General features: G+C 68.1%; 19 protein-coding genes. 8 read left to right on the forward strand and 11 right to left on the reverse strand.

What is annotated here, in order from left to right; translation table 11 throughout:
• The first annotated feature begins 186 nt into the window (after positions 1 to 186).
• Complete coding sequence (locus LQF10_RS10730) at positions 187 to 639, forward strand: Dps family protein (protein ID WP_231063844.1); 453 nt, start codon at positions 187 to 189, stop codon at positions 637 to 639.
• Positions 640 to 692: 53 nt separating this feature from the next.
• Here the strand turns inward: LQF10_RS10730 and LQF10_RS10735 are convergent, their stop codons facing one another.
• The 7 genes from LQF10_RS10735 to LQF10_RS10765 all read right to left on the reverse strand — a co-directional run bounded on the left by LQF10_RS10735 (position 693) and on the right by LQF10_RS10765 (position 7,655).
• Entirely contained in the window at positions 693 to 1,265 is a 573-nt protein-coding gene (locus tag LQF10_RS10735) for a CE1759 family FMN reductase (protein WP_231063845.1), read from the reverse strand.
• Complete coding sequence (locus LQF10_RS10740; RefSeq protein ID WP_354002573.1) at positions 1,258 to 1,839, reverse strand: MarR family winged helix-turn-helix transcriptional regulator; 582 nt, start codon at positions 1,837 to 1,839, stop codon at positions 1,258 to 1,260. Before LQF10_RS10740 ends, LQF10_RS10735 begins: the two co-directional genes overlap by 8 nt.
• Positions 1,840 to 1,897: 58 nt before the next feature.
• Entirely contained in the window at positions 1,898 to 3,034 is a 1,137-nt protein-coding gene (locus LQF10_RS10745; protein WP_231063846.1) for an LLM class flavin-dependent oxidoreductase, read from the reverse strand.
• 123 nt (positions 3,035 to 3,157) lie between these two features.
• Positions 3,158 to 4,579 carry a mannitol dehydrogenase family protein gene (locus LQF10_RS10750; protein ID WP_231063847.1) on the reverse strand — a complete coding sequence of 474 codons (1,422 nt, stop codon included), beginning with the start codon at positions 4,577 to 4,579 and terminating at the stop codon, positions 3,158 to 3,160.
• Positions 4,576 to 5,997 (reverse strand): glucuronate isomerase, encoded by a 1,422-nt coding sequence (gene uxaC / locus LQF10_RS10755; RefSeq protein WP_231063848.1) that lies wholly within the window; start codon positions 5,995 to 5,997, stop codon positions 4,576 to 4,578. Before uxaC ends, LQF10_RS10750 begins: the two co-directional genes overlap by 4 nt.
• An 80-nt stretch (positions 5,998 to 6,077) precedes the next feature.
• Positions 6,078 to 6,590 carry a GNAT family N-acetyltransferase gene (locus LQF10_RS10760; RefSeq protein ID WP_231063849.1) on the reverse strand — a complete coding sequence of 171 codons (513 nt, stop codon included), beginning with the start codon at positions 6,588 to 6,590 and terminating at the stop codon, positions 6,078 to 6,080.
• Between the two features lie 54 nt (positions 6,591 to 6,644).
• On the reverse strand, positions 6,645 to 7,655 hold the full coding sequence (locus tag LQF10_RS10765) for a LacI family DNA-binding transcriptional regulator (RefSeq protein ID WP_231063850.1): 1,011 nt from the start codon (positions 7,653 to 7,655) through the stop codon (positions 6,645 to 6,647).
• A 78-nt stretch (positions 7,656 to 7,733) separates the two neighbouring features.
• On the opposite strand from LQF10_RS10765, the gene LQF10_RS10770 reads away from it, so the two are divergent.
• The 7 genes from LQF10_RS10770 (at position 7,734) to LQF10_RS10800 (ending at position 15,696) form a co-directional block, all read left to right on the forward strand.
• Positions 7,734 to 8,558 carry a sugar phosphate isomerase/epimerase family protein gene (locus LQF10_RS10770; protein WP_231063851.1) on the forward strand — a complete coding sequence of 275 codons (825 nt, stop codon included), beginning with the start codon at positions 7,734 to 7,736 and terminating at the stop codon, positions 8,556 to 8,558.
• Between the two features lie 76 nt (positions 8,559 to 8,634).
• Positions 8,635 to 9,741, forward strand: a complete 1,107-nt coding sequence (locus LQF10_RS10775; RefSeq protein ID WP_231063852.1) for a Gfo/Idh/MocA family protein — start codon at positions 8,635 to 8,637, stop codon at positions 9,739 to 9,741.
• A 94-nt stretch (positions 9,742 to 9,835) separates the two neighbouring features.
• The gene (gene gnd / locus LQF10_RS10780; protein ID WP_231063853.1) at positions 9,836 to 11,275 is read left to right on the forward strand and encodes an NADP-dependent phosphogluconate dehydrogenase; all 1,440 of its coding nucleotides are present in this window, start codon (positions 9,836 to 9,838) and stop codon (positions 11,273 to 11,275) included.
• 14 nt (positions 11,276 to 11,289) lie between these two features.
• A complete protein-coding gene (gene larE / locus LQF10_RS10785; RefSeq protein ID WP_231063854.1) occupies positions 11,290 to 12,201 on the forward strand; it encodes an ATP-dependent sacrificial sulfur transferase LarE in 912 nt (303 codons plus the stop codon).
• Positions 12,194 to 12,958: a nickel pincer cofactor biosynthesis protein LarB gene (gene larB, locus LQF10_RS10790; protein ID WP_231063855.1), complete on the forward strand. Its 765-nt coding sequence runs from the start codon at positions 12,194 to 12,196 to the stop codon at positions 12,956 to 12,958. The genes larE and larB overlap by 8 nt, the downstream gene beginning before the upstream one ends.
• 207 nt (positions 12,959 to 13,165) lie before the next feature.
• Positions 13,166 to 14,653 (forward strand): hemolysin family protein, encoded by a 1,488-nt coding sequence (locus LQF10_RS10795; protein WP_231063856.1) that lies wholly within the window; start codon positions 13,166 to 13,168, stop codon positions 14,651 to 14,653.
• Positions 14,650 to 15,696, forward strand: a complete 1,047-nt coding sequence (locus tag LQF10_RS10800; protein WP_231063857.1) for a hemolysin family protein — start codon at positions 14,650 to 14,652, stop codon at positions 15,694 to 15,696. Before LQF10_RS10795 ends, LQF10_RS10800 begins: the two co-directional genes overlap by 4 nt.
• 21 nt (positions 15,697 to 15,717) lie before the next feature.
• Here LQF10_RS10800 and LQF10_RS10805 read toward each other — a convergent pair whose 3' ends face one another.
• The 4 genes from LQF10_RS10805 to LQF10_RS10820 are packed head-to-tail and all read right to left on the reverse strand — an operon-like array spanning position 15,718 to position 22,590.
• Positions 15,718 to 16,428 carry a vitamin K epoxide reductase family protein gene (locus LQF10_RS10805; protein WP_231063858.1) on the reverse strand — a complete coding sequence of 237 codons (711 nt, stop codon included), beginning with the start codon at positions 16,426 to 16,428 and terminating at the stop codon, positions 15,718 to 15,720.
• 28 nt (positions 16,429 to 16,456) lie between these two features.
• Positions 16,457 to 18,277 carry a metallophosphoesterase gene (locus LQF10_RS10810; RefSeq protein WP_231063859.1) on the reverse strand — a complete coding sequence of 607 codons (1,821 nt, stop codon included), beginning with the start codon at positions 18,275 to 18,277 and terminating at the stop codon, positions 16,457 to 16,459.
• A gap of 7 nt (positions 18,278 to 18,284) precedes the next feature.
• Positions 18,285 to 19,949, reverse strand: coding sequence for a hypothetical protein (locus LQF10_RS10815; RefSeq protein ID WP_231063860.1), 1,665 nt, complete (start codon positions 19,947 to 19,949; stop codon positions 18,285 to 18,287).
• A 31-nt stretch (positions 19,950 to 19,980) separates the two neighbouring features.
• Positions 19,981 to 22,590: a GH116 family glycosyl-hydrolase gene (locus LQF10_RS10820; protein WP_231063861.1), complete on the reverse strand. Its 2,610-nt coding sequence runs from the start codon at positions 22,588 to 22,590 to the stop codon at positions 19,981 to 19,983.
• Positions 22,591 to 22,599: the final 9 nt, after the last annotated feature.

Here is a 22,599-nt window from a genome sequence, read left to right on the forward strand (position 1 = left end):
TACCGTCGCGGCCCGGTAAGGAGCAGGATCTGATGCATGCACTCATGGTAGCGCCCTCTGGTCACTGTCCTCCGCTGGCGAACGCGCCGCACTCACCGCGCGGGTCCGGACTCGCCCACTTAGCATGAGAATCACAGGGGACATCGACCCGGCGCCGCCTCCATGCGGCCGGACGAAAGGACGAATGTGACGACGCAGCACTCAGCACCCGAGGCCGTGACGACCCGCCTCCAGGCCGCTCTCGTGGACCTGATCGACCTGGCGTTGCAGGGCAAGCAGGCGCACTGGAATCTGCAGGGACCGCACTTCCGTTCGCTCCACCTCCAGCTCGACGAAGTGATCGCCGACCTGCGCGGCTGGTCCGACGACGTCGCCGAACGTCTCGCAACATTGGGCACCACACCGGACGGGCGGGCTGCCACAGTTGCTGGCGAGTCTCAGGTTCCTGACCTCGACGGCGGCCCGGTCGGGACGGACAAGCTCATCCGCCTGTTCGACGATCGGCTGCAGGGCGCCAGCGACCGGATCAAGGACGGGCTCGAGGCGCTCGAGGTGGACTTGCTGAGCCAGGACCTTCTCATCGAGGTGGCCACGGGGCTGGAGAAGCACGCCTGGATGTTCCGCTCCGCGGAAGCCTGAGGGCCCGAGTCCCAGGGGCGCTGAGTCCCTCCTGTGCTGGAGCCATGCTCCGCTCAGGAGGGCTGGTGTTCCCGATGGGCGAGCGCGAGATGCGCGGCTTCCCGGCCCGCACGCTCCACCCGGCGCGCGAGGTCTGGTTGCAGCGCTCCGGCCACGCCGAAATCGTCGGTGGCAGCGTAGACGGCCGTCGGCGCGATCAACGCGCCGAAGTAGGCGAACAGGGGCCGCATGGACTGGTCGATCATCAGTTGGTGCCGGGAGCTGCCGCCCGTGGCGCTGAGGAGTACCGGCTTTCCACGCATTGACACGGGTTCGATCAGGTCCCAGAAGCCCTTGAACAGACCCGCATAGGAACCTCGGAACACGGGAGACCCCGCGATCACCAGATCGGCGCGCTCGACTGTGCGCAATGCCTCATCGAGAGCGGCCGACGGTAGGCCGAGCACGGTCGCGTCGGCGATATCCGAGGCCAGGCCTCGTACATCGATGGTCGTCGAACGCACTCCTGGCGCGGACGCTGCAACCTCCCGCACCAGGGCGTCGGTGAGCGATCGGGTGGTGGAGGGAAACCCCACTCCCCCGTTCACGGCGACCACCTGGATCTCGGTGCTGCCCGGCTCACTCATGCTGGTCCTCCTCTCTGTCGTCGCCACGTGCCGGTCTGGGAGTGCTCGTCCGCTTCGGCAGTGAGGTTCCCCGCTCGGAGGAACGGTGCACCCTGCCTCCGACGGCGGAGGTTGCCTCCGCACGGATGGGGGTGGCCGACTGGATGGGGGTGGCCGACTGGAGTTTGGTGCAGATCCGCGCCAGTTCGGCGTGTTCGGCTTCGGTCAGCGCGCTGTCAAACATCCCGGTGATCGAACGCACGTGCCGCCGGCCGACCCGGCGCTGCAACTCGACCCCACGGTCGGTGAGCGCGACCACCACACCGCGACCATCGCCGTCAGCGATCCTGCGCTCCAGCAGACCGTCCGCTGCCAGCCGATCAACCATGCGGGACAGACTCGGCTGACTGAGCAGCAGATGCGGGGTCATATCCCGCATGCGTGCCGCACCTCCGCATCGGGAGAGGGTGAACAGCACGTCGTACTCTCTGGAGCTGAGCGGCGCGAAGTCCTTACTCGCCTCGAAGTGGCGCATCAGGTGCACCTGGGCGCGGAACAGTGCCTCCCACGCGGGGGCCGCCGTCGTGGCACTCATTCGTGCTCCCTCTGCTCGGGGTTGCGAGGCATCGTCAGGCATATCGTCCACTGCATGGTCACCGGGCCACCGCGCTCCCGGACATCGGATCGACCGCGAACTGCGGAGTCAGGTCGACTGCTCCCCCGTTCGCTTCCACGCGGGCTGCGTGCGTGGGCCCGTCCGGCACGTGCGCGGGCCGGTTCTTCGCCAGTTCGCGCCGCAGCACCGGCACCACCTCACCGCCGAGCAGGTCCAGCTGCTCCAACACCGTCTTCAGCGGCAGGCCCGCATGATCGATGAGGAACATCTGGCGCTGATAGTGCCCGAAGGTCTCGGTGAACGTGAGCGTCTTGTCGATGACCTCCTGCGGGCTGCCCACTGTCAGCGGAGTCGCCTCGGTGAACTCCTCCAGGCTGGGTCCGTGCCCGTAGACGGGGGCGTTGTCGAAGTACGGCCGGAACTCGTTGACCGCGTCCTGGGAGTTCTTCCGCATGAACACGTGGCCGCCGAGCCCCACGATCGCCTGATCGGCGCTGCCGTGCCCGTAGTGCTCGAACCGCTCGCGGTACAGCCCGATCAGCTGCTGGAAGTGCTCCTTGGGCCAGAAGATGTGGTTGGCGAAGAATCCGTCGCCGTAGAACGCTGCCAGCTCGGCCACCTGCGGGGTACGGATGGATCCATGCCACACGAAGGGAGCAACGCCGTCCAACGGGCGCGGGGTCGCAGTGAAGCCCTGCAGGGGCTTACGGAATCGACCTTCCCAATCCACCACCTCCTCATCCCAGAGGCGGCGCAGCAGCTGATAGTTCTCCACCGTCAACGGCACGGCCTGCCTTGGGTCCTGCCCGAACCAGGGGTAGACGGGACCGTGGTTGCCACGCCCGAGCATGAGATCCACCCGACCGTCGGCCACGTGCTGCAGGAACGCGTAGTCCTCGGCGATCTTCACCGGATCGTTCGTGGTGATGAGTGTGGTGGCGGTGCTCAGGATGATCCGCTCGGTCTGCGCGGCGACGTAGCCCAGCAGGGTGGTGGGCGAACTCGGCACGAACGGCGGATTGTGGTGCTCCCCGGTGGCGAACACATCCAGGCCCACATCCTCGGCGTGCGTGGCGATGGTCAGCATCGCCTTGATCCGCTCGTGTTCGGTGGGTGTGCGACCGGTGGTCGGGTCCGTGGTGACGTCCCCGACGCTGAAGATTCCGAACTGCATGGCGTCCCTCTCGTCTGAACCCGCTGTTCTCACCGGGTCGATTCATGCGTTTGCATGAACTTCTGAGAGGGTCAACGCATAGCGTGCCCAGGTATTCCCCCGCTCCACCAAGGACGAGGTCGGTCAGGCGGTGATGGCCTCGACTTGGTCCACCACAGCGCCCACCAGCTCCGCGTCCTCGCCCAGCCCGGGCTGCAGAGTCTCCAGCACGGCCGGGACCACCTGCGCCACCGACCCGGCGTTGGCGGCTGCCTGGGCCGGCCCCGCGCCAGCATCGTGCACCGGCGCGCCGATTCCGCGTAGGTGCAGCACCCAGCCGGCGAGCGTCGTGGCACATCCCACGGGCAACCGCCCGGCGGCCCGGTCGGCGTTCAGAGTCGGGAGGGTGCGCACCGGGAGCTTCTGGGAGCCGTCATAGGCGATCTGCGCGGTGAGGTGGCGCACCCGCGAGTTCTCGTACCGGGCGATCAGCGCGGCGCGATAGGCCTGCACTTCCTCGGCGGGTAGGCCGAGGTTGCGTTCCGCCTCGTCCCAGTACTGCTCCACCCATGCCCGGCACTGCGGGTCCGCGATGGCCGCATCGATCGTCTCGTGCCCGCGGGCACTACCCACATAGGCGAGTTGGGAGTGCGAGCCGTTCAGCAACCACAGCTTGCGGCGCTCGTGCGGAGCCACGTCATCGACGATCTGCACGCCTGCGTCTTCCCACCGCGGGCGGCCTGCCGGGAACTCCCCGGAAATCACCCACTCGGAGAACGGTTCGGTAGGGACCGGTGAGGCGTCCGCATACCCCAGCTTTTCAGCCACCAGGGTGCGGTCCGCATCGGTGGTGGCCGGGGTGATCCGGTCCACCATCGAGGTCGCGAAATCCACGTGGGCGTCCACCCATTCCACCAGTGTGGGGTCCACGGCCGCGGCACCGTCGCGCACCAGGGTGCGGGTGACGTCGCCATTGTCCGGCAGGTTGTCGCACGGCAGGATCGTGATCGCCCCGGCCCCGGCCCTGCGCCGGGCCAGCAGCCCGGCCACCAGCTTCATCGGTGCCGAGGTCACCGCAGCGCGTGGGTTCTGCGCGAGTGCGGCCACGTCAGCGGCCACGTCCGGCGCGGTCAGATCGAGATTTCCGACGGCGTTCCTGCGGTAGCCATGCTCCGTCACTGTCAGGCTCACGACGGCGAGGGCCGGTTCGGCCAGATAGCCCAAGTAGGTCTCATGGTCGGAGGCCGCATGCACGGCCACGATCGAGGAGATCACCTCGAGTTCGTCCCCAGCGGCGGACTTCGTGATGAGCGTGTAGAGCCCGTCCTGCGGAGCGAGCGCCTCGGCCTGGTCAGGCCGCCGTCCGGTGAACGCGGCGATTCCCCATGCCTCGGAATCGGGTGCGCAGTGGGTGTACCAGGCCTGGTGGGCGCGGTGGAAGTTGCCCACACCCAGGTGCACGATCCGTACCGGTGCCGATCCTGCCGGGAGGTTCGGCGCGTCTCGGCGCAGTCGTGGTCGTTCCGTGGTCCCGCCGGAGGTGGCCTGGGTGGTCGAGGAGGTCACAGCTTGAACACCTTTCGGGGGTTGGCCACCACAAGGTCGTGAATGGCCTCATGGGCCTCGTCCTCGGCGAGCCGGTGCTCGACCACCAGGTCGGCCAGATAGCCGGCATCGAGCCGGCGGCTCATGTCGTGCCTGGCCGGGATCGAGCAGAACGCGCGGGTGTCGTCGATGAATCCCGAGGTGCGGGAGAAACCGGCCGTCTCGGTCACCGCGGACCGGAACCGGCGGATCGCCTCCGGCGCATCGATGAACCACCACGGCACACCCACATACACCGAGGGATAGAACCCGGCCAATGGCGCCAGCTCGCGGGAATAGACGGTCTCATCGATCGTGAAGAGCACGAGGTGGAAGTTCGGATGCGTCCCGTAGGCGTTCAGCAGCGGTCGCAGCGACTCGGTGTACTCCACCGAGATCGGGATGTCGCAGCCGACGTCGGGGCCGTAGGCCTCGAAGGTGGGGGTGTGGTGGTTGCGCCGCACCCCGGGGTGGATGGTCATCACGAGACCGTCAATGGTCGACATCCGCGCCATCTCGGTGAGCATGTGCCGCCGCAGCGCGGTGGCCTCGTCCTCCGTTGCGGTTCCGGCGCGGGCGGCGGTGAAGATCCGGCCCGCCTCGTCCGGCTCCAGGATCACGGTGACGGCGTCGATCACGCCATGGTCGGCAGAGACGGCCCCACGGGAGACGAAGTACCGGCGCCGTTCCTCGAGTGCGGCGACGTAGCCCGGGTAATCACCGGTGTCGATACCGGTGACCTCACCGAGCCGGTCCACGTCTGCGGCCCAGGTGGGCAGGGCCGGGTCGAGGTACTTGTCGGGCCGGAAGGTCGGCACCACGCGATGATCGAATGACTCGTCCGCGGCGAGGGCGGCGTGCTCGTCGAGGCTGTCACACGGATCGTCGGTGGTCGCGAGCACGTCGATACCGAAGCTGTCCATCAGCGCCCGGGGCCGGAACTCGGGGGTGGCGAGTGTGGCGGCGATCTGGTCGTAGATCGCATCCGCTGTCTCGGCGCTCGGGCGCACCGTCACACCGAAGATGCCGGCCAGCTCCTCTTCGAGCCAGTACCGCACCGGGGTACCGCGATAGGCGGACCAATGGGTGCACAGGGCAGTGAACGCAGCACGAGCCTCCGCCTCTCCCAGCGGTCCGCGGCCCACACCAAGGTCACTCAGCGCCACCCCGTGGGCGTGCAGCATCCGGTTGATGTAGTGGTCGGGGGTGATCAGCAGCGAGGTCGGATCAGCGAACGGGAGATCTTGGCTGATCCAGTGCGGCGGGACGTGCCCGTGCGGGGAGATGATCGGTAGCGCCCGGACCGACTCGTAGAGCCGGCGCGCGATGGGCCGCCGCTCACGGTCTGCCGGGAGTAACCGGTCCGGGTGCAGCTCGAGTGAGGGTGTAGTCGTGGACACGAATGCCACGCTGGTGCGCGGTCACAGCAGATGCAACCCGTTGCCACGAGTTGCCCGCCGAACCTGCCCCGGCACGCCCGTCACTGGGTCAGGTCTCGTACCCGCCGCCGCTCGATCAGCACTCCGCCAGGGCGTTCATCGCTGACCTCCACGCCATCCTCGATCCAGCCGTGCCCGCCATAGAAACCAGCGGCGCGCTCGTTCCCGGCCAGCACCAACAGGTAGGCCCGGGAGTACCCGGCCGCGCGCAGCGCACCCTCCACGGCCACCAGCAGGGCATGGCCCACTCCGGTCGACCAGTGGTCGGGGTGGGCATAGAGCCCATACAGCTCCCCCGCACCTGCCCAGTCAGGGTTGCGGGCGGGCCCGGCCACCGCCCACCCGACGACCATCCCCTCAGCGAGTGCCACGAGCTCGGCATCGCTGGTCCGGCGATCCCAGTGCTCGGCGCGGTACTGCGCCTCACGTGCTGCATCCAAGCCACCGAGCATCTCCGGCGGTACCAGGCCGGCATACGCAGCCCGCCAGCCCGCAACCCGTAGCTCGCTGATCGCGCGGACGTCATCGCGCACTGCTGGGCGCACTGTGACCATGCGCAGCACTCTAGAGGGTGCGGTGCCAGTTGCTCTCGGCCCGGTGGTCTCACTTCAACGGCTGGCCTTCGCGGTGGATCCGCGCACGATCAGCCGGGTCGGCAACCGGACGGGTTCGGTGGCACGCGAACGCGCGCCGCGCGCGAGTGCGAGCGCGTTGCTCGCCCCGGTCTCCCCGAGCGCGCGCAGCGGAGCCGCCACCGTGGTCAGCGCCGGTGTGACCAGCTCCCCCACCGGCGTGTTGTCGAAGCCCACCACGCTCACGTCGTCCGGAACCCGCACTCCCAAGGTGGCCATTCTCCGGATCACCCCGATGGCCACCATGTCGTTGTAAGCGACCACAGCGCTGGTGCGGTGGGCGTCCCAGTCGACGACCGCCGTCTGCCCCCCGGCCACAGTGGGCGCGACCGGACCCACTCGCCGCAGCCGCAGGCCGAGCGCGTCCGTCGCTGCGCGCAACCCTCGCCAGCGCATCCCGTCCGCCCACGATGCTTCGGGGCCGGCCACATAGGTGACCTGCCGGTGCCCGAGTCCGGCCAGGTGCTCGGCGATCCGGTGCATCGCCGGTTCGAAGTCGACGATCACACATGGAACGCCCGGCACCTCCCGGTTCAGCACCACCAGCGGCTCCACCTTCGCCACCTGCCGGATCGCCGCATCCGACATTCGCGAACTGGAGAGCACGATCGCATCCACCGACCCCAGCGCCCGGTCCACCATGGCCCGCTCCTTTTCCGCGGACTCCTCGGTCTCGGCGAGCAACATGGTGTATCCGGCGTGATCACACGCGCGCCCTGCCCCGCGCACGACCTCGGCGAACACCGGATTGGTCACATCGGCGAGCACGACGGCCAACATCCCGGTCCGCGTGGTACTCAGCGCCCGGGCCTGCGGGTTCGCCCGGTATCCCAGTTCGGCCGCGATCGCTCGGATCCGCTCGGCAGTCTCCGCGTTCACCCGCCCCGGCCGGGAGAACGCCCGGGAAACGGTGGACGGGGCGACGCCCGCCTTCTCTGCGACGTCATAGATGGTCGTCGCCTGCTTCCCGTCCGCTCTTCTCGACACCCGCCCACGGTATGCGCGGGTTGCAACAAGTGGCAACCGCTTGCCGCGTCTGTGCCCTCAGTCATTGGCTAGACAACTATGTGGACACTCTCTGGATTCGTCGACGAGATCGATCCTGACTTCGACCGCCAGGTGGAGGTGGCCACGGAGCTCGGTCTCACCCATATCGAGTTCCGCAGCGCCTGGGGCACGAACGTGCTCGACCTCTCCGGGACCGAGTTGGACCGGGTCGCCGACACTCTCGCCGACGCCGGCCTCAAGGTCTCCGCCATCGGCTCACCGATCGGCAAGATCGGGATCGAGGAAGATTTCGGCCCACACCTGGATCGAATGAAGCACGCGGCCGAGGTAGCGCACCGCCTCAAGGCGCCCTACATTCGCCTCTTCTCCTTCTTCCTCCACGGCGTTTCGCCCGAGGCGTCACGCGATGACGTCCTGCGCAGGATGGACGCCCTCGCCGCCGTCGGAGCCTCCGAGGGCCTCGTGCTGCTGCACGAGAACGAGAAGGACATCTATGGAGACATCCCCCAACGCTGCCATGACATCGTCACGAGTGTGGACAACGACCACCTGCGTTTGGCCTGGGATGCAGCGAACTTCGTGCAGTGCGGGGTACGTCCGTTCACCGACGGGTACGAGTTGCTCCGTCCGCACACGGTCTATATCCAGATCAAGGACGCTCTCCTCGCCGACGGTCATGTGGTCCCGGCGGGTCAGGGCGATGGTGAGGTCGCCGAGACCATGCGAGCACTGGCGGCGGACGGGTTTGACGGGTTCTTCTCCCTCGAACCGCACCTGAGCGCCGTCGGTACCTTCGGCGGGTTCTCCGGACCTGACCTGTTCACGGAAGCGCACCGGGCTTTCACGGGACTTCTGGACGCCGAGGGCATCCCATACGCGTGAGATCACCAGGATCCGGACGCACCGCAACCACCGGCCACGTCGAAGGCATTGACCACACATGAGTAGCATGCCCCCCGTGCCGCCACCCGAGCCCTCGTCCATCCCGCCGGCGAACTCCCCGGCCGTCAGTCCGCGACCGCATGGGCCCACCGCCGCGATCATCGGCTGCGGGGATATCTCCTCGGTGCACGCCGATGCCCTCGACCAGCTGGGCATCCGCGTCGCCGGGGTGTGCGATCTCGATGCTGATCGCGCCCAGGCCCTCGCGGAACGACTCGGTGCTCCCGCCTTCACTGATCACCGCGAACTGCTCGCGCGCACCCAACCAGGCGTGGTCCACGTGTGCACCCCGCACGCCGAGCATGTGCCGGTGGCACTCGATGTCCTCGCCGCAGGGGTGCACCTGCTCCTGGAGAAGCCCGTTGCCGACTCCCCCGCGCAGGCTCGGACCCTCTGCGAGGCCGCAGACTCCGCCGCGCAGGAGGGCATCCGCTCCGGTGTGGTCTACCAGAACCGGTACAACCCACCGAACCAACGGCTGCACGAACTCATCACCTCAGGAGCCCTCGGTCAGGTGCACGGGGCGAGGGCCGCCGTCACCTGGCATCGCACCGCCGAATACTACGCAGCCCGACCGTGGCGCGGCTCCTGGGCCGCGGCTGGGGGCGGTGTACTGATGAACCAGGCCATCCACACCCTCGACCTGCTCCTCTGGATGCTCGGGCCGGCCATCACCGCCCGCGGACAGGCCGCCACCCATGCTCTCGCCGAGGTGATCGAGGTGGAAGACACCGCCGAGGTTCTGATCAGGCACGAGGGCGGAGCAACCTCCACGCTGTACGCCACCAACGCCTACCCCACCAACGCCCCCGTCAGCATTCAGGTGCACGCCGAGCATGCCACCGCCACCGTGGCCGGGGACCTCGTGGTCACCTGGAACGATGGCCGCGTCGAGACCGTCTCCGCGCAACCACCGGGCCGCGTGGGCCGTGCGTACTGGGGCGACTCGCACCGGCTCCTGATCGAGGACTTCTACACCCGGATGGATGAACCTGACCCGTTCTGGATCGGCCCGCGGGACGGTCTGGCCACGATCGCGGCCATCCACCAGGTGTACGACGCCTCGGCGGCGCTGCGCGGGCGCGTGGCCCCCCGTCGACCTGCGGCGGAGGCGAGCCGGTGAGACACCGGCGCACGCCCTCGACCATTCCTGGCACGATCTCAGACATGCTGGTCCCGCGACCGGCCGGACCCGTAATCCCTCGGAAGGACCATAGATGACCTCCTCTGCCAACGCTCACGTCGGAGTGGTCGGCCTCGCCGTGATGGGGCGCAACCTCGCCCGCAACTTCGCGAACAACGGCTACACGGTGGCGCTGTACAACCGCACCACCGCTCGCACCGACGACCTGATGGCCGCACACGGTGGCGAAGGGGCGTTCGTTCCCTCCGCCACCATCGAGGAGTTCGTGGCCAGCCTGGAACGGCCGCGCCGGATCGTGATCATGGTGCAGGCCGGTGCCGGCACCGACGCCACCATCGAGTCACTGCTCCCGCACCTTGAGCCCGGTGACATCGTGGTGGACGGCGGCAACGCCCACTATGAGGACACCCGCACGCGTGAAGAAGCGCTGCGCGAGAAGGGACTGCACTTCTTCGGCGTGGGTATCTCCGGCGGTGAGGAAGGCGCGTTGAACGGGCCGTCCATCATGCCCGGCGGGTCCAAGGAGGGCTACGAGGCCATCGGGCCGCTGCTGGAGACCATCGCCGCCTCCTACGACGGCACCCCCTGCTGCACCTACATCGGCCCCGACGGCGCCGGTCATTTCGTGAAGATGGTGCACAACGGCATCGAGTACGCCGATATGGAGTTCATCGCCGAGGCGTACGACGTCCTTCGTGCCGGCGGCCTGAGCGTGCCCGAGATCTCCGACGTCTTCCGCGAGTGGAACACCGGGGACCTGGACTCCTATCTGATCGAGATCACCTCCGAGGTGCTCGATCAGACAGACGCCGCCACCGGCAAGGCGCTCGTGGACGTGATCGCCGACTCCGCCGGGCAGAAGGGCACGGGTCGGTGGACCGTACAGATCGCCCTCGAGCTGGGCGTGCCGGTGAACACCATTGCCGAATCAGTGTTCGCCCGATCGGTCTCCGGGCACCTGGATCTGCGCACCGCTGGGCGTGAGCACCTGAGCGGGCCGGCGCACTCGTTCACCCCGCAGGACAAGGCCGCCCTGGTCGAGGACGTGCGCCAGGCCCTGTGGACAGCGAAGGTGGTGGCCTACGCCCAGGGTCTGCACCTGATCCGTACTGCCAGCGAACAGTACGGCTGGGACATTGATGTCGCAGCGGTGGCGTCCCTGTGGCGTGCCGGGTGCATCATCCGCGCCCGCCTGCTCGAGCGGATCCGCTCGGAGTACGCCGCCGGGCAGTTGCCCACGCTACTCGCCGCCCCGAGCATCGCCGCAGGCCTGGCCGATGCATCCGAGGGCACCCGCCGGGTGCTCGGCGTCGCTTTCGGGGCCGGCGTGCCTGTGCCCGGGTTCGCCGCCGCCGTCTCCTACTACGACGCGGTCCGCGCCGAGCGCCTTCCGGCCGCCCTGATCCAGGGGCAACGGGACTTCTTCGGTGCGCACACCTACCAGCGGGTCGATGCCGACGGAACGTTCCACACCGAGTGGTCCGCCGACCGGTCCGAGACCCGGCTCGACTGAGATCCGCTGCACGGATGAATGAGTCAGGAACCACCCCGACGGCGGCCGGCGCGGCCCAGGCGTACGCTGCCGCCGTCGCGGGGGGTCGCCTGGACCCGGAAGCCTTGGCCGTGGCCGACCGGGTGCGCGAGGTGCTGCGCGGGTCCAGTCCGCTCGGGGTCGCCTACTCCGGCGGTGTGGACTCGGCGGCACTGCTCGCTCTGGCCGTGCTCGAACTCGGCTCCGACCAGGTGGTCGCCGTGCTCGGCGTGTCCCCGAGTCTGGCCACCGACGAACGGATCGCCGCCCATGATGTGGCCGCGGTGATCGGCGCGCGCGTGGTGGAGGTGCACACCCGCGAGGGAGAGAACCCTGCCTACCAGCGCAATGCGTTGGACCGGTGCTTCCACTGCAAGGACGAACTGTTCACCCGCATCTCCGAGGAAGTGGTGGCCGCCCACGGCTTGCGTTCGGTGGCGTACGGGGAGAACGCCGACGACGCCGCCCGCCCGGACCGGCCGGGCTCACAAGCAGCCACGAACCACGAGGTGCTCCGCCCGCTCGCGCAGGCGGGGGCCACCAAAGCGCAGGTGCGTGCGATCGCGCGCGCATTCGACCTTCCGTGCGCGGATAAGCCCGCTGCACCGTGCCTGGCCTCCCGGATTCCGCACCACCAGAGCGTGACACCGCAGAAGCTGCGGCAGGTCGAACAGGTGGAGGCTGGGCTGCGGCAGTTGGGCTTCACCGACTCCCGCGTACGCCACCATGACAACGTCGCCCGGATCGAGCTCCTGGAGACCGAGCTGGCACGATCCGTTCAGCCTGAGCTCCGGCGCGAACTGCACGCGCTGGCCACGGCAGCAGGCTTTCAGTTCGCAGCCGTGGACTTGCGAGGGATCCAGTCCGGAGCATTCTCCTTGACGCTGATCGGCGCTCGCCATGACTGAGAGCGCAGTTCCCTCGTCCTGGGAACCGCCCGCCGAGTTCGCCCGGCTCGACACCGACCGCCTGGCACGGAGGGGCTATCCGGAGGCGGTCTTCTGTGCCGGCAAGTCCGGTGCGCAGGTGCAGGCCATCGCTGAACAGCTCGGAGCGCTTGCCCGGTCCGGGGGACCTGCGGGGCCTGTGCTGTTCACTCGTGCCACCCGCGAGCACGCCGAGGCCGTGCTCGCGGCGCTGCCGGACGCGGCCGACCATGCCGACGCCCACCTCCTTGCCTGGCCGCCGACTCCGCCATCGCCCGATGGCGGCACCGTCCTGGTGCTCACGGCCGGCACCTCGGACCTGCCGGTGGCCCGCGAGGCACAACTCACGGCCACGTATCTGGGGCGGCACGTGGCCCTGGTCTCCGATGTCGGCGTCGCCGGATTGCACCGCATCGTCGGCCAGCTTGACGCGCTACGTGCCGCCGACGTGATCGTGGTGGCCGCCGGGATGGACGGTGCGCTGCCCAGCGTCGTCGCCGGGCTGGTGGAGGTACCGGTGGTCGCGTTACCCACCTCGGTGGGCTACGGTGCTGCATTCGGCGGGATCGCCCCGCTGCTGTCGATGCTGAACGCCTGCGCTCCCGGAGTGGCAGTGGTCAACATCGACAATGGCTACGGTGCCGGGCACCTGGCCGCCCAGATCGCCCACACCGCCCGTATCGCACCAGGCTCCAGTGGCGTCGATCAAGAAATCCACACCCAGGCCCAAAGCCGCTAGAATCGCCGGCATCCCCGCATCGCGTGGGGAAACAGACAGGATGGAGACCATGGCCGCCAGCGGCGACTATGACAGTACCGGCTCACCGATGACGGCGGAATCCGCCGAGGAGTCCGACTCACTGGAGGGTCATAGACCCTGGCCCGACGGCGTTACGCCCGGGCATCCCGCACTCTCATCGCTCGACGACCCTGAGCAGGCTCGTCGATGACCGAGATTCTGTTCCTCGTTCTCGCCATGGCATTGGTGGCCGCATGCGGTGGCTTCGTCGCCGCCGAGTTCGCCTTCGTCACCGTCAACCGTGCCCAGGTGGAGGCCGACGCAGCGACGGGTGACCGTCGCGCAATCCGAGTTCTGGCTGCCTTGCGCACCCTGTCCACCCAACTCTCCGGCGCCCAGCTGGGCATCACGGTGACCAACCTCGCCATCGGATACCTCGCCGAACCCTCCATCGCGCGACTGATCCGGGGGCCATTGGCCGATGCCGGGCTCAGTGACGCAGCAGTCGGGTCGGTCTCGCTGACCGTCGCGATGGTGCTGGCGACCGTGGTCACCATGATCGTCGGCGAGTTGATCCCGAAGAACCTCGCAATCGCGCAACCGATGCGCACCGCCAAAGCTGTGGTCGGCTTCCAGCGTGGGTTCACCTGGATCAACACCTGGCCGATCCGGTTCTTCAACGGTTCGGCCAACCGGATACTGCGGCTGATGGGTATCGAGCCCCAGGAGGAACTGGCCTCGGCCCGCTCTGCCGAGGAACTCACTGCTCTCGTGCGGCACTCCGCCCGGGAGGGCACGCTCGCTGAGGACACTGCGGAGCTGGTGGAACGCTCGCTTGCGTTCGGTGATCGGCGTGCCCGCGATGCGATGACACCGCTCTCCCAGGTGATCAGCCTCCGGCCCGAGGACACCCTCACGGAGTTGCTGGACGCGGCCAAATCGTCCGGCCACTCCCGTTTCCCGGTGATCGAGATGACCCAGGACAATGGGCACACCGATGCGGTGGTGATCGGCCTAGTGCACGTGCGTGGCGCGCTCTCGGTTCCGTTCGAGCGTCGGGCCACGACTCCGGTCTCGCAGGTGGTCACCGAGGCGACTTTGGTGCCCGATTCACTCGAGCTGGACACGCTGATGGACGATCTGCGTGACGGTGGCCTCCAGATGGCGATCTTGATCGACGAGTTCGGCTCCCCGGCCGGGCTGGTCACGCTGGAGGATCTCGTGGAGGAGATCATCGGTGAGGTCAAGGATGAGCACGACGAGAACGAGCCGGAACCCGTGATCGCCGAGGATGGCACCTGGACGATCCCCGGCCTCCTGCGGGTGGACGAGGTCAGTGAGCTGATCGACGCCGAACTTCCTGAGGACGAGGCCTACGACACGATCGGCGGCTTGCTCGCCGACGAACTGGAGCGACTTCCGGAGGCTGGCGACCACATCGAGCTCACTGTGGACCGGACCGAGGCCGTCGGCCAAGTGCTGGTGCGGATCGATGTGGTGAGCCTGGACGGTCACCGGGTGGAATCCGTGCGCCTCGAGATGACCCCGATCGACCCCGACGAGGACGCGTCCGAACGAGAAGGAGCCGAAGATTCACCGGGCGATGCCGCAGACGACGATGCATCCGCGCTGACCGAGAACGTCAGCCATTCAGCGAAGGACAAGCAACGCACAGGAAAGGAGCAGGACCGATGAGCGACGGCTGGACGATCCTGCTCACCGTGGTGTTGCTCGCACTCAACGCGTTCTTCGTGGGCGCCGAGTTCGCCCTCGTCTCGGCGCGGCGTACCAAGATTGAACCGGCCGCCGATGCCGGCAACCGGGTGGCACGCATCACCCTGCGGGCAATGGAACGCGTCTCGTTGATGATGGCAGGCGCCCAACTCGGGATCACCGTGTGTTCGCTCCTGCTTCTGCAGGTGAGTGAACCGGTGATCGCGCATGCGATCGAGGGGCCACTACTGGGGCTCGGTGTCAGTGACTCGTTGGTCCATCCGATTGCCTTCGTGATCGCCTTTGCGCTGATCACCTTCCTGCATGTGGTCCTCGGCGAGATGGTGCCGAAGAACATCGCACTTGCGGGTCCTGAACGCAGCGCCATGGTGCTCGGGCCGCCGCTGGCGATGCTCGTCCGCGTGCTCTATCCCATGCTGTGGGTGCTCAACCAGATCGCGAACCTCGCGCTGCGCCTGCTTCGGGTGGAGCCCCGGGACGAGGTAGCCAGCGCCTTCACTCGTGACGAGGTGGCCGGTTTGGTGGCCGAGTCGCGTAACGGTGGACTGCTGGAGCTGAACGACGAACGTCTCCTGATGGGGGCATTGCAGTTCGCGGACCGGCAAGTCTCGGCCGTACTCCTGCCCGTGCAGACGGTGCGCACGATGCCCGAGGGCATCTCACCGGCCGCTGCTGAGGCGGTGTCGGCCGAAGGCTTTTCCCGGTTCCCGGTCAAGCGTGCCGACGGTTCGCTCGCCGGCTACGTCCATATCAAGGACCTGCTGGAGACCGATCCTGAGCGACGCCACCAGCCGATCAGCGTGGACGTAGTGCGCACCATGCCTGTGATCCGGGCCACCGATTCGCTCCGGACGGCGCTCGCCACGATGCAGTCCGGCGGTGCGCACCTTGCGGAGGTGCGCGACGCGGCCGATATCACGCTGGGTGTGGTGGCGCTGGAAGACGTGCTGGAGGAACTGGTCGGAGTGATCCGGGACGACTCCCGCCGGCCCCGACGCGCCTGAACGACGAGGCAGGCGGGTCCGTCAGAAGACCAGAAGCCATTCCTCGCCGAGCCCGAATGCAGCCGCAGCCACCACGAGCAGATACCAGATCGCGGTGATCAACCACCGGTTCGGCACCACGAAGGACTTCAGCCCCTCGGGTGCTGGCAGCGCTCCGTTCTGCATCGCACGCGCCACGGTGTGCACGAAGAACGGGATCATCACCAGCCACACCACGAGGCAGTACGGGCAGAGCGCACGGATCTGGGTGATGGCCTGGTACTGCAACCAGGTGACGAAGACGATCCCGAAGGTGGCGCCGATCACCAGACCCCGCCAGTACCAGCGCGGGAGGCGAACACGTGTCAGCAACAGGATCCCGGTCGCGATCACCACGGGGAAGGTGAGCATCCCGATCACCGTGTTCGGAATCCCGAGGGCGCTGGACTGCCAGCTGCCGAGGAAGACGCCGCAGCCCACCAGCGGATTGATGTCACAGGCCGGCACGTAGTTCGGATCGGCGAGAATGCGCAGGTAGTCGAGCATCAGCTCCACCGCGGCGACGACCCCGAGAACGCCGGTCACGATCGCGAGGATCGCGAACTCCTTGCCCGCACCGCCGCCGCGCTCATGGTCGGTGGGTTGACTTCGATCGACTCCCCCGACGGGTTCGCCGATATCCTCGTCGAGCTCGTCACGGTCATCGTGGTCCGCAGGGGTGTGCCCCTGGGCGTCTGCGGGCGGAACTCTCACGCCCTCAGTATGCGGCATCGGGACGGCGCTACTCCTGGTCCACGCTCACTTCGGTGTACTCAGCGGGCTGCTCAGGAAGCGAGAGCCACTCGGAGAGCACCACGCTGGTGTCGGTGCCGACGGTGATGTGCCGGTACTCCAGCGGAAGTCCGGTCTCCGTATCCCATCGAAGGACGGTCATCACGGCGGGATTGTTCAACGGGCCGATGGTCGGTGTGCCGTGCCCGGCGCCGGCCGCACTGGGCAGCACCCATTGGATTCCCCAACCGAGCTGACGCGGGCCGATCTCCCTGTGCAAGTGCCCCGCCAGACTGATGGGGGCGCAGCCGGCCTCCAGTACCTGGCGAGCGGCGTAGGGGCTGTGCACCATCAACAGGTCAACACCCTGCCCATCGTCGGCGAGCTCACAGGCTCGGTGTGCCAGACGGTTACCCATCGAGTTGATCGTCTCGTCCCGCTGCGGGTGTGTGGGAGCTCCGAGTGAGGTGAGGGTGGGGTCCGTATCGCCGAGGATTCGCAGCCCGGCCACCTCGACCGGTTCGCCCTCGACGACGATCCAGCCGTTGGTGCGCTCCTGCTCGGTGGTGGTGCGGGAATCGTGGTTGCCGTCCGCCACCACCACGGGGGTGCCATCAGGGATGCCGGCGGCGAACGCATTCACGCAGTACGACTCCACCGAGGTCCCGCCCATCACCGTATCCCCGGCGTTCAGCACCAGGTCTGCTCCGGAGGAGGTAACGGCTGCGCCGATCACGTCGGCCATCCCGACGTTGCAATGCAGGTCGCTCACCAGCAGGCTCGTGGTCACGGCGTCCTCGGTGAGGGGCTCATCAGTGGGGGCATCAGTGGGGGCATCATCGCCCTCGTTGTCAGCTGGAGCGTCGCCCGGCAGATCACCGGTCCCTCCAGCGGCCTCCTGCGCCGCATCACCCTCGACTCCCGCGGCGTCACTACCCTCGACTCCCGCGGCGTCACTACCCTCGACCCCAGCGGCGTCACCACCCTCGACCCCAGCATCATCCTGTCCCTCGACATCGCCATCGGCCACGTCCGGAGGCGCCGTGGGGCCAGTCGGCTCCGGATCGGCCTCGAATGCGGAGATCAGGTTGGTACGAGCGGCCTCGTAGAAGGCCGTGTTGTCGTCGATCGCATCGACGACGAACCCGCCGTAATGGTCCACGAGGGTGGCGAGCCGTCCCGTGATGCGCGCTTCCTCGAGAGGCGTGCCGGCCAGGATCGCCGATGTGCGGCCGGCACCTCCCGAAGGACGAGTCACTTCGATCAGCGGCACCGCGACAGCCACCACGACCAACGCGATACTCAGCGCCGGCACTCCGGTTCGCGCCCAGGCACTGCGCAGCGCATCGCGAAGCACGCCGTGTGCGGCGAGGCGGCCCAATGCCACGAGCACGAGCATCGCCGTCCACAGGAGCACCCAGCGGCCGAGCGCATCGGTGATCAGCCCCTGGGCGGCATCGTCGATCGCGGCCTGCGGGTTGGCCAGGAACTGGGTATAGCTGGACAGGTCCCCGGTCAAACCGGCCACCGGGTCGGCTTCGGGAGTGCTGAGCTCGACCGGAATTTCCTTCACCAGCACATCGGCGCCCAGATGCAGCGGCATGGGCGAATCCACGATGAGAGCGCCGAGCGGCCCCATGTCCACCCGTACCTCACCGTTGAGCTGAATGGAGTAGTCGGCCGAATGGGGACCCAGCGAACCGGTGTAGCTGGCCGTGAGCACGCCGAGTACACCGGCGATCAGTCCCATCACCACGAAGGCGACTCCCGCACGCACACCGCGCCGGGTCATCGGCCGTAAACGATGCCACCAGCCACGTTCGTCGGTCACGGATTCCTCACTGGTAGCTCACAAAGTCCGGGACGGGGTCAATCTCATAGGTCTCTCGTGAGGTGAGCGTGGGATCGTCCTCGTCGTAGAAGTTCTTCCACCCCCAGTAGACACCGTCCGGGGCGTCCTCGCGCACGTTGCGCCAGGTGGCGTCCTTCTGTTCGGGCGTGCCATGGCCATCTGCATGCAGGACGATTGCGACTTCGGACCGGCTGGTGTCCATGTCCTCGCGGTTGCGCACCATGTCCGTGCGGAACTGGTGCACCATCACGATCTTCTGCGGGAGCCGGTTCTCTCGCACAAAGTCGGCCACGTACTCGATCACGGCGTTGACTTCATCGATGCCCACCGAGCCGATCTGCTCCAGCGGGCGTTCGTCAGGGCCTAGTCGCCACTCCGGATCGAGAGCGATCCCCACATGCGGGTAGGCCAGCAGGTCGGCGTACTCGCGCACCTGATCCAGGAAGTTGGTGCGACCGGACTGGAAGTCCAGCACCACGTACTGCCCCGCCTCGTGCGCCGCCTCGATCAATGGCACGAACTCCTCAGCCGGCCACTCGTTCGAGTAGTTGCCATCTGAACCCGCAGTGCCGGAGGCCACCGTCACGATCACCTCGAGCGTGGGCACCACCACGTCATCGGTGAGTTGCTGGTAGCGCCCCGCGAGGTCAGCCGCCCGGTCCACCGTCGCTGCGGTGCCCTGCTCGCCGAGCACACCCAGTGAGGCCGTGACGGGACTGCCGTACAGCGCCACATAGCGGGTTCGGTCGAATGCGAACTGCCCGCCGCCGGGGAGCTGCACACCGGTCAGCGCCGTTTCCGCTTGCCAGGTGAACGTCTCGGAGTCGCCGAAACCCGTCCCCAGGCCCACGATCGCGTCCGTGGGCTCGCCGTGGTCGAACAGGTCAACTGAGGCGCGCGGGTCGCCGTCCAGCACGGTCACCGTGGCCCCTGCGGCACGAGAGGTCCCGACGGCGGCCAGCTGGGATTGGTTTCCGTCGGCGAGTACTCGCACCCCTTCCACGCGTTCACTCGGCAGCGTCTCAGGCATATGCCCCGCCGCTGACGGCGCCCCAGCGGGCCCGGCCATCATCTGACCCTGCTCGAGCGCGGCGAGCGCGGGTACATCGGCGGGTAGATCGGCGCCGGCGTCGCTCACCTCCACATCGAGAAGCTCGGCCACGGCGGCCGCATCATCGGGTACCGGTTGGACGTTCATCGAGGTCAGATCGTAGGAGTCGAGGTCGACATCCCCGACAGGGAGCAGTGTGGTGGCCGAAAGTCGCAGGATCTCCTCGCCGACCGCCTGATCATCGGCACCGGTCGGCAGCACCGGCACTCCGAGGGCAATGGCGATCGAGGACGCCCGGGCCAGCGCTGCCTCATCGGCGACCGGAGCGAGCACCACCACGCGGGCAACCTCGAACAACATGTCGCTGGCCGCCAGTGCGAGCGCAGTCGGATCGGTGGAGGGCACCAGGGTGCTGCCCGATTCGGGGAGCTTCGCTTGAGCGGCTGGCCGAGGCTCCGGCGGCGGCGAACTCGGACCGGGATCGATCTCCATCGATCCCGTACATGCTGTCACGGTCGCGAGCACCAGGCACGCGACCACGGCGGCTAGTCGGCGCAACACGTCCCCCCGGGATGAGTCGAGGTTCGCCCATATCGGCACGAACGTGGCCCAGTCTACGTGCCGGGCAGGCTCAGGTCAGCCGCTGTTCCTCCCCCGCTCGCAGCCGGACTGGCCCGTAGGATCGCACGCCACCAGGGGTGAGGAGTTCGAGTCGGTTCACCTCCACGGTGCCGTAGCGACACTCCAGGCGCGGGCCATCGTCCTCGTGACGAAGGCTTCCCCACCCGCGATCGAGCAGCAGCGGCCAGGCACCGCCCCGCGGCGGGCGGGACATCCGGAGCACACCGGTGGTGGCGTCCCACCGTTGCCCGGTGCGTGCCTCCAGCACGCTCCAGCCGGAGAGAGCGCGCACGTAGTGGTCACCACATTCCACCTGGTTGTACGGATTGCGCCGACGCCCGTCATACCGGGCCCACAGTCCCGTGAGGATCTGCTCGGCCTCCGCGTCGAGTCCCTCCATCAGGCAATGCGCGGCCACCTGGTACTCCACCCCGGTCCAGACCTCGTCGGCGTACCGGGTCGGTACCTCCGGGCGGCCGCCGTGTGGCCACGTGCACACGATGAGCCCGGTCTCCGCACCCTCGGCGAACACGCGGTACGGGTGCTCGAACCCGGTGAAGTCAGTGCGCAGATTATGGCGCACCACCGACCGCAGGGCGGTGCGCACATGCTCGGCGGGCAGCAGGTGACCCAGGTCCAGCGTGTGCGCCCACCATTGCCCGAAGAGTTGATCGGCCAGGCAGCCGTGGCCCCATTGAAACTCCCGGGGATCGCCGTTCTCGAGGACCTGCCGGTAGTACTCACCGGTGAACAGGGCCTCGTCGTAGGCCGCCGAGGACCGTTCGAAGGCGTCACGCCAGTGCGTGGCCGCGGCCTCATCCTCGGTGAGCAGCGCCAGCTCCTCGGCTGCACGCACCGCCGCCAGCCACAGAGTGCCCATGAAGGAATTGACACCGGCGAGGTCGATGTCGTGCGTGGAGGGCTGGATGCCGTGCAGCACTCCGGTCTCGTCGGGATCCCATCGGCCCGCCACGTGGTGCATCAGCCGTTCCACCTGCGGGCGGTAGCGCGCCAACCACGCCGCACCCGCCCCGGTGCGTACCTCGCGGTAGGTCTTCAGCACGGTGCCGAGCATCCCATCCAGCGCGGGCTCGTCCGGTCCCCCGATCGGACGGTCCCACAGCTGGCCCAGGCTGGTCGGCAGGATCAGCCGGTGCGGGATCGACCCGTCCGGTGCCTGCAACACGTCGAAGTCACTTTCACGCATATCCCGCTCCAGCTCCGGGAACAGCTTCGCCAGGCCTTGTTCGTAGGTGAACACGTGTGTGCAGTTCAGCGGGCAGGAGCCACCCACATCCCCGGACCACATGGTGGTGGACGCCCCCTGGACTCCCTCAAAACCGTAGAAGTGGCCATCAGCGGTGCGGAAGAAGGTGGGGCTGCGCACCACGGCCGGCAGCGCCGCCAGATGCTCAACCGCCTGCTCCCCCAGTGAACTCTCCGTGAGTGTGCGGATCCATGCAGCCGTGTCGCGGTGCAGTGGTTCCCACTGGTCTGCCACCGTCTCGAGCACCTCGATGGCATCGGAGAACTGGGTCGTGTAGTGGTTGCCGAGCCAGTATCGACTCGATCCCCACTCGGGCCGGACTCCACCGAACTGGGTGAAGTTCATGTGCCGGTTCGGCAGATGCCAGGTCAGCGCCAGCCGCAGCCGGGCGCTCTCCCCCGGCTCGAGATGGAAGGGCACGGCCAGTCCACCATTCCAGGTGCTGCCCTCCGGACTCGGCCCGGCGGCCGACCAGGGACCTGTCGGCTGCGGATCGGCCATCGACGGCGGCATGTGCGCCCAGTCCCGGGGTCCGAAGGGCTGGCGAGCGCCGAGGAAGTCGAGGAACTGGTCGGCGCTGGTGAACGCGGGCAGGGCCGTGGTGCCGGGCGTATCGGCGGCCAGCACCACCTGTCCGGCGCCATGGTGATCGGGCGCCAGGGTGTGGTTCTCCATCACCAGGGCCGTCCAGTTCCGACGGCGGTCGGTGCGGTTGGTGTTGCCGCCATACCCGGGCGAGCGGACGCCGTCGGGAGGAAGGGCGCCATCGGCGCCCAGCGGGTTCTGCATGGCGGCACCGAACCATCCGTGCGTAGGTACCTCGGAGGTGTTCGTGACCCGCACGGTGAACAGTGCGGCCGGAAGCGAACTGCGGGCGGTGTCCAGCGGCACCAGTGGTGTCATCGCCTCCAGGTGCACCGCCACCGGGAGATCGTCGTCGTGATAGTCGATTCGCCCGGCTGGGTAGACCCCGCGAAAGGTGGTGCCCTGCACCCCCCGGTGCCGGGTGAGCAGTTCGCGCTGCCAGGTGGGGACGTGATCGTCGTTGACCATCGGGGTGCGAGTCTGCTCCGGCGGGGCCGGGGGCGCCTGTAGTACCCGGATCTCGTTCGACGGTGGCTCCCACTGGGCCACCCGTAGCGCGAACAGTGCCCCCGGTAGTTCACCTCGGTGGTTGCCGAGGTGGTGCAGTTGCCACTGCCGTAACCCGCCATCGGCCGCGAGCGCCAGGTTGCCGGTACCGATGCCGCCGAGCGGGAGGGCCACGTGCCGTCCCTCGGTGTGCTCGATCGCGCGGACCGACGCGGGCACGAGCGGGGTGTCGTCAGTGCTCTCGGGGGTCTGCTCACTCACTGGGGCGCC

The organism is Ruania halotolerans, from assembly GCF_021049285.1.
In the GTDB taxonomy this organism is placed as follows: Bacteria; Actinomycetota; Actinomycetes; order Actinomycetales; family Beutenbergiaceae; genus Ruania; species Ruania halotolerans.

Bases quoted from the DNA above. Each gene is read 5' to 3' on its own strand.
- LQF10_RS10735 (WP_231063845.1), bottom strand. From the start codon at position 1,265: ATGAGTGAGCCGGGCAGCACCGAGATCCAGGTGGTCGCCGTGAACGGG.
- LQF10_RS10740 (WP_354002573.1), bottom strand. From the start codon at position 1,839: ATGAGTGCCACGACGGCGGCCCCCGCGTGGGAGGCACTGTTCCGCGCC.
- LQF10_RS10745 (WP_231063846.1), bottom strand. From the start codon at position 3,034: ATGCAGTTCGGAATCTTCAGCGTCGGGGACGTCACCACGGACCCGACC.
- LQF10_RS10760 (WP_231063849.1), bottom strand. From the start codon at position 6,590: ATGGTCACAGTGCGCCCAGCAGTGCGCGATGACGTCCGCGCGATCAGC.
- LQF10_RS10770 (WP_231063851.1), top strand. From the start codon at position 7,734: ATGTGGACACTCTCTGGATTCGTCGACGAGATCGATCCTGACTTCGAC.
- gnd (WP_231063853.1), top strand. From the start codon at position 9,836: ATGACCTCCTCTGCCAACGCTCACGTCGGAGTGGTCGGCCTCGCCGTG.
- larE (WP_231063854.1), top strand. From the start codon at position 11,290: ATGAATGAGTCAGGAACCACCCCGACGGCGGCCGGCGCGGCCCAGGCG.
- larB (WP_231063855.1), top strand. From the start codon at position 12,194: ATGACTGAGAGCGCAGTTCCCTCGTCCTGGGAACCGCCCGCCGAGTTC.
- LQF10_RS10795 (WP_231063856.1), top strand. From the start codon at position 13,166: ATGACCGAGATTCTGTTCCTCGTTCTCGCCATGGCATTGGTGGCCGCA.
- LQF10_RS10800 (WP_231063857.1), top strand. From the start codon at position 14,650: ATGAGCGACGGCTGGACGATCCTGCTCACCGTGGTGTTGCTCGCACTC.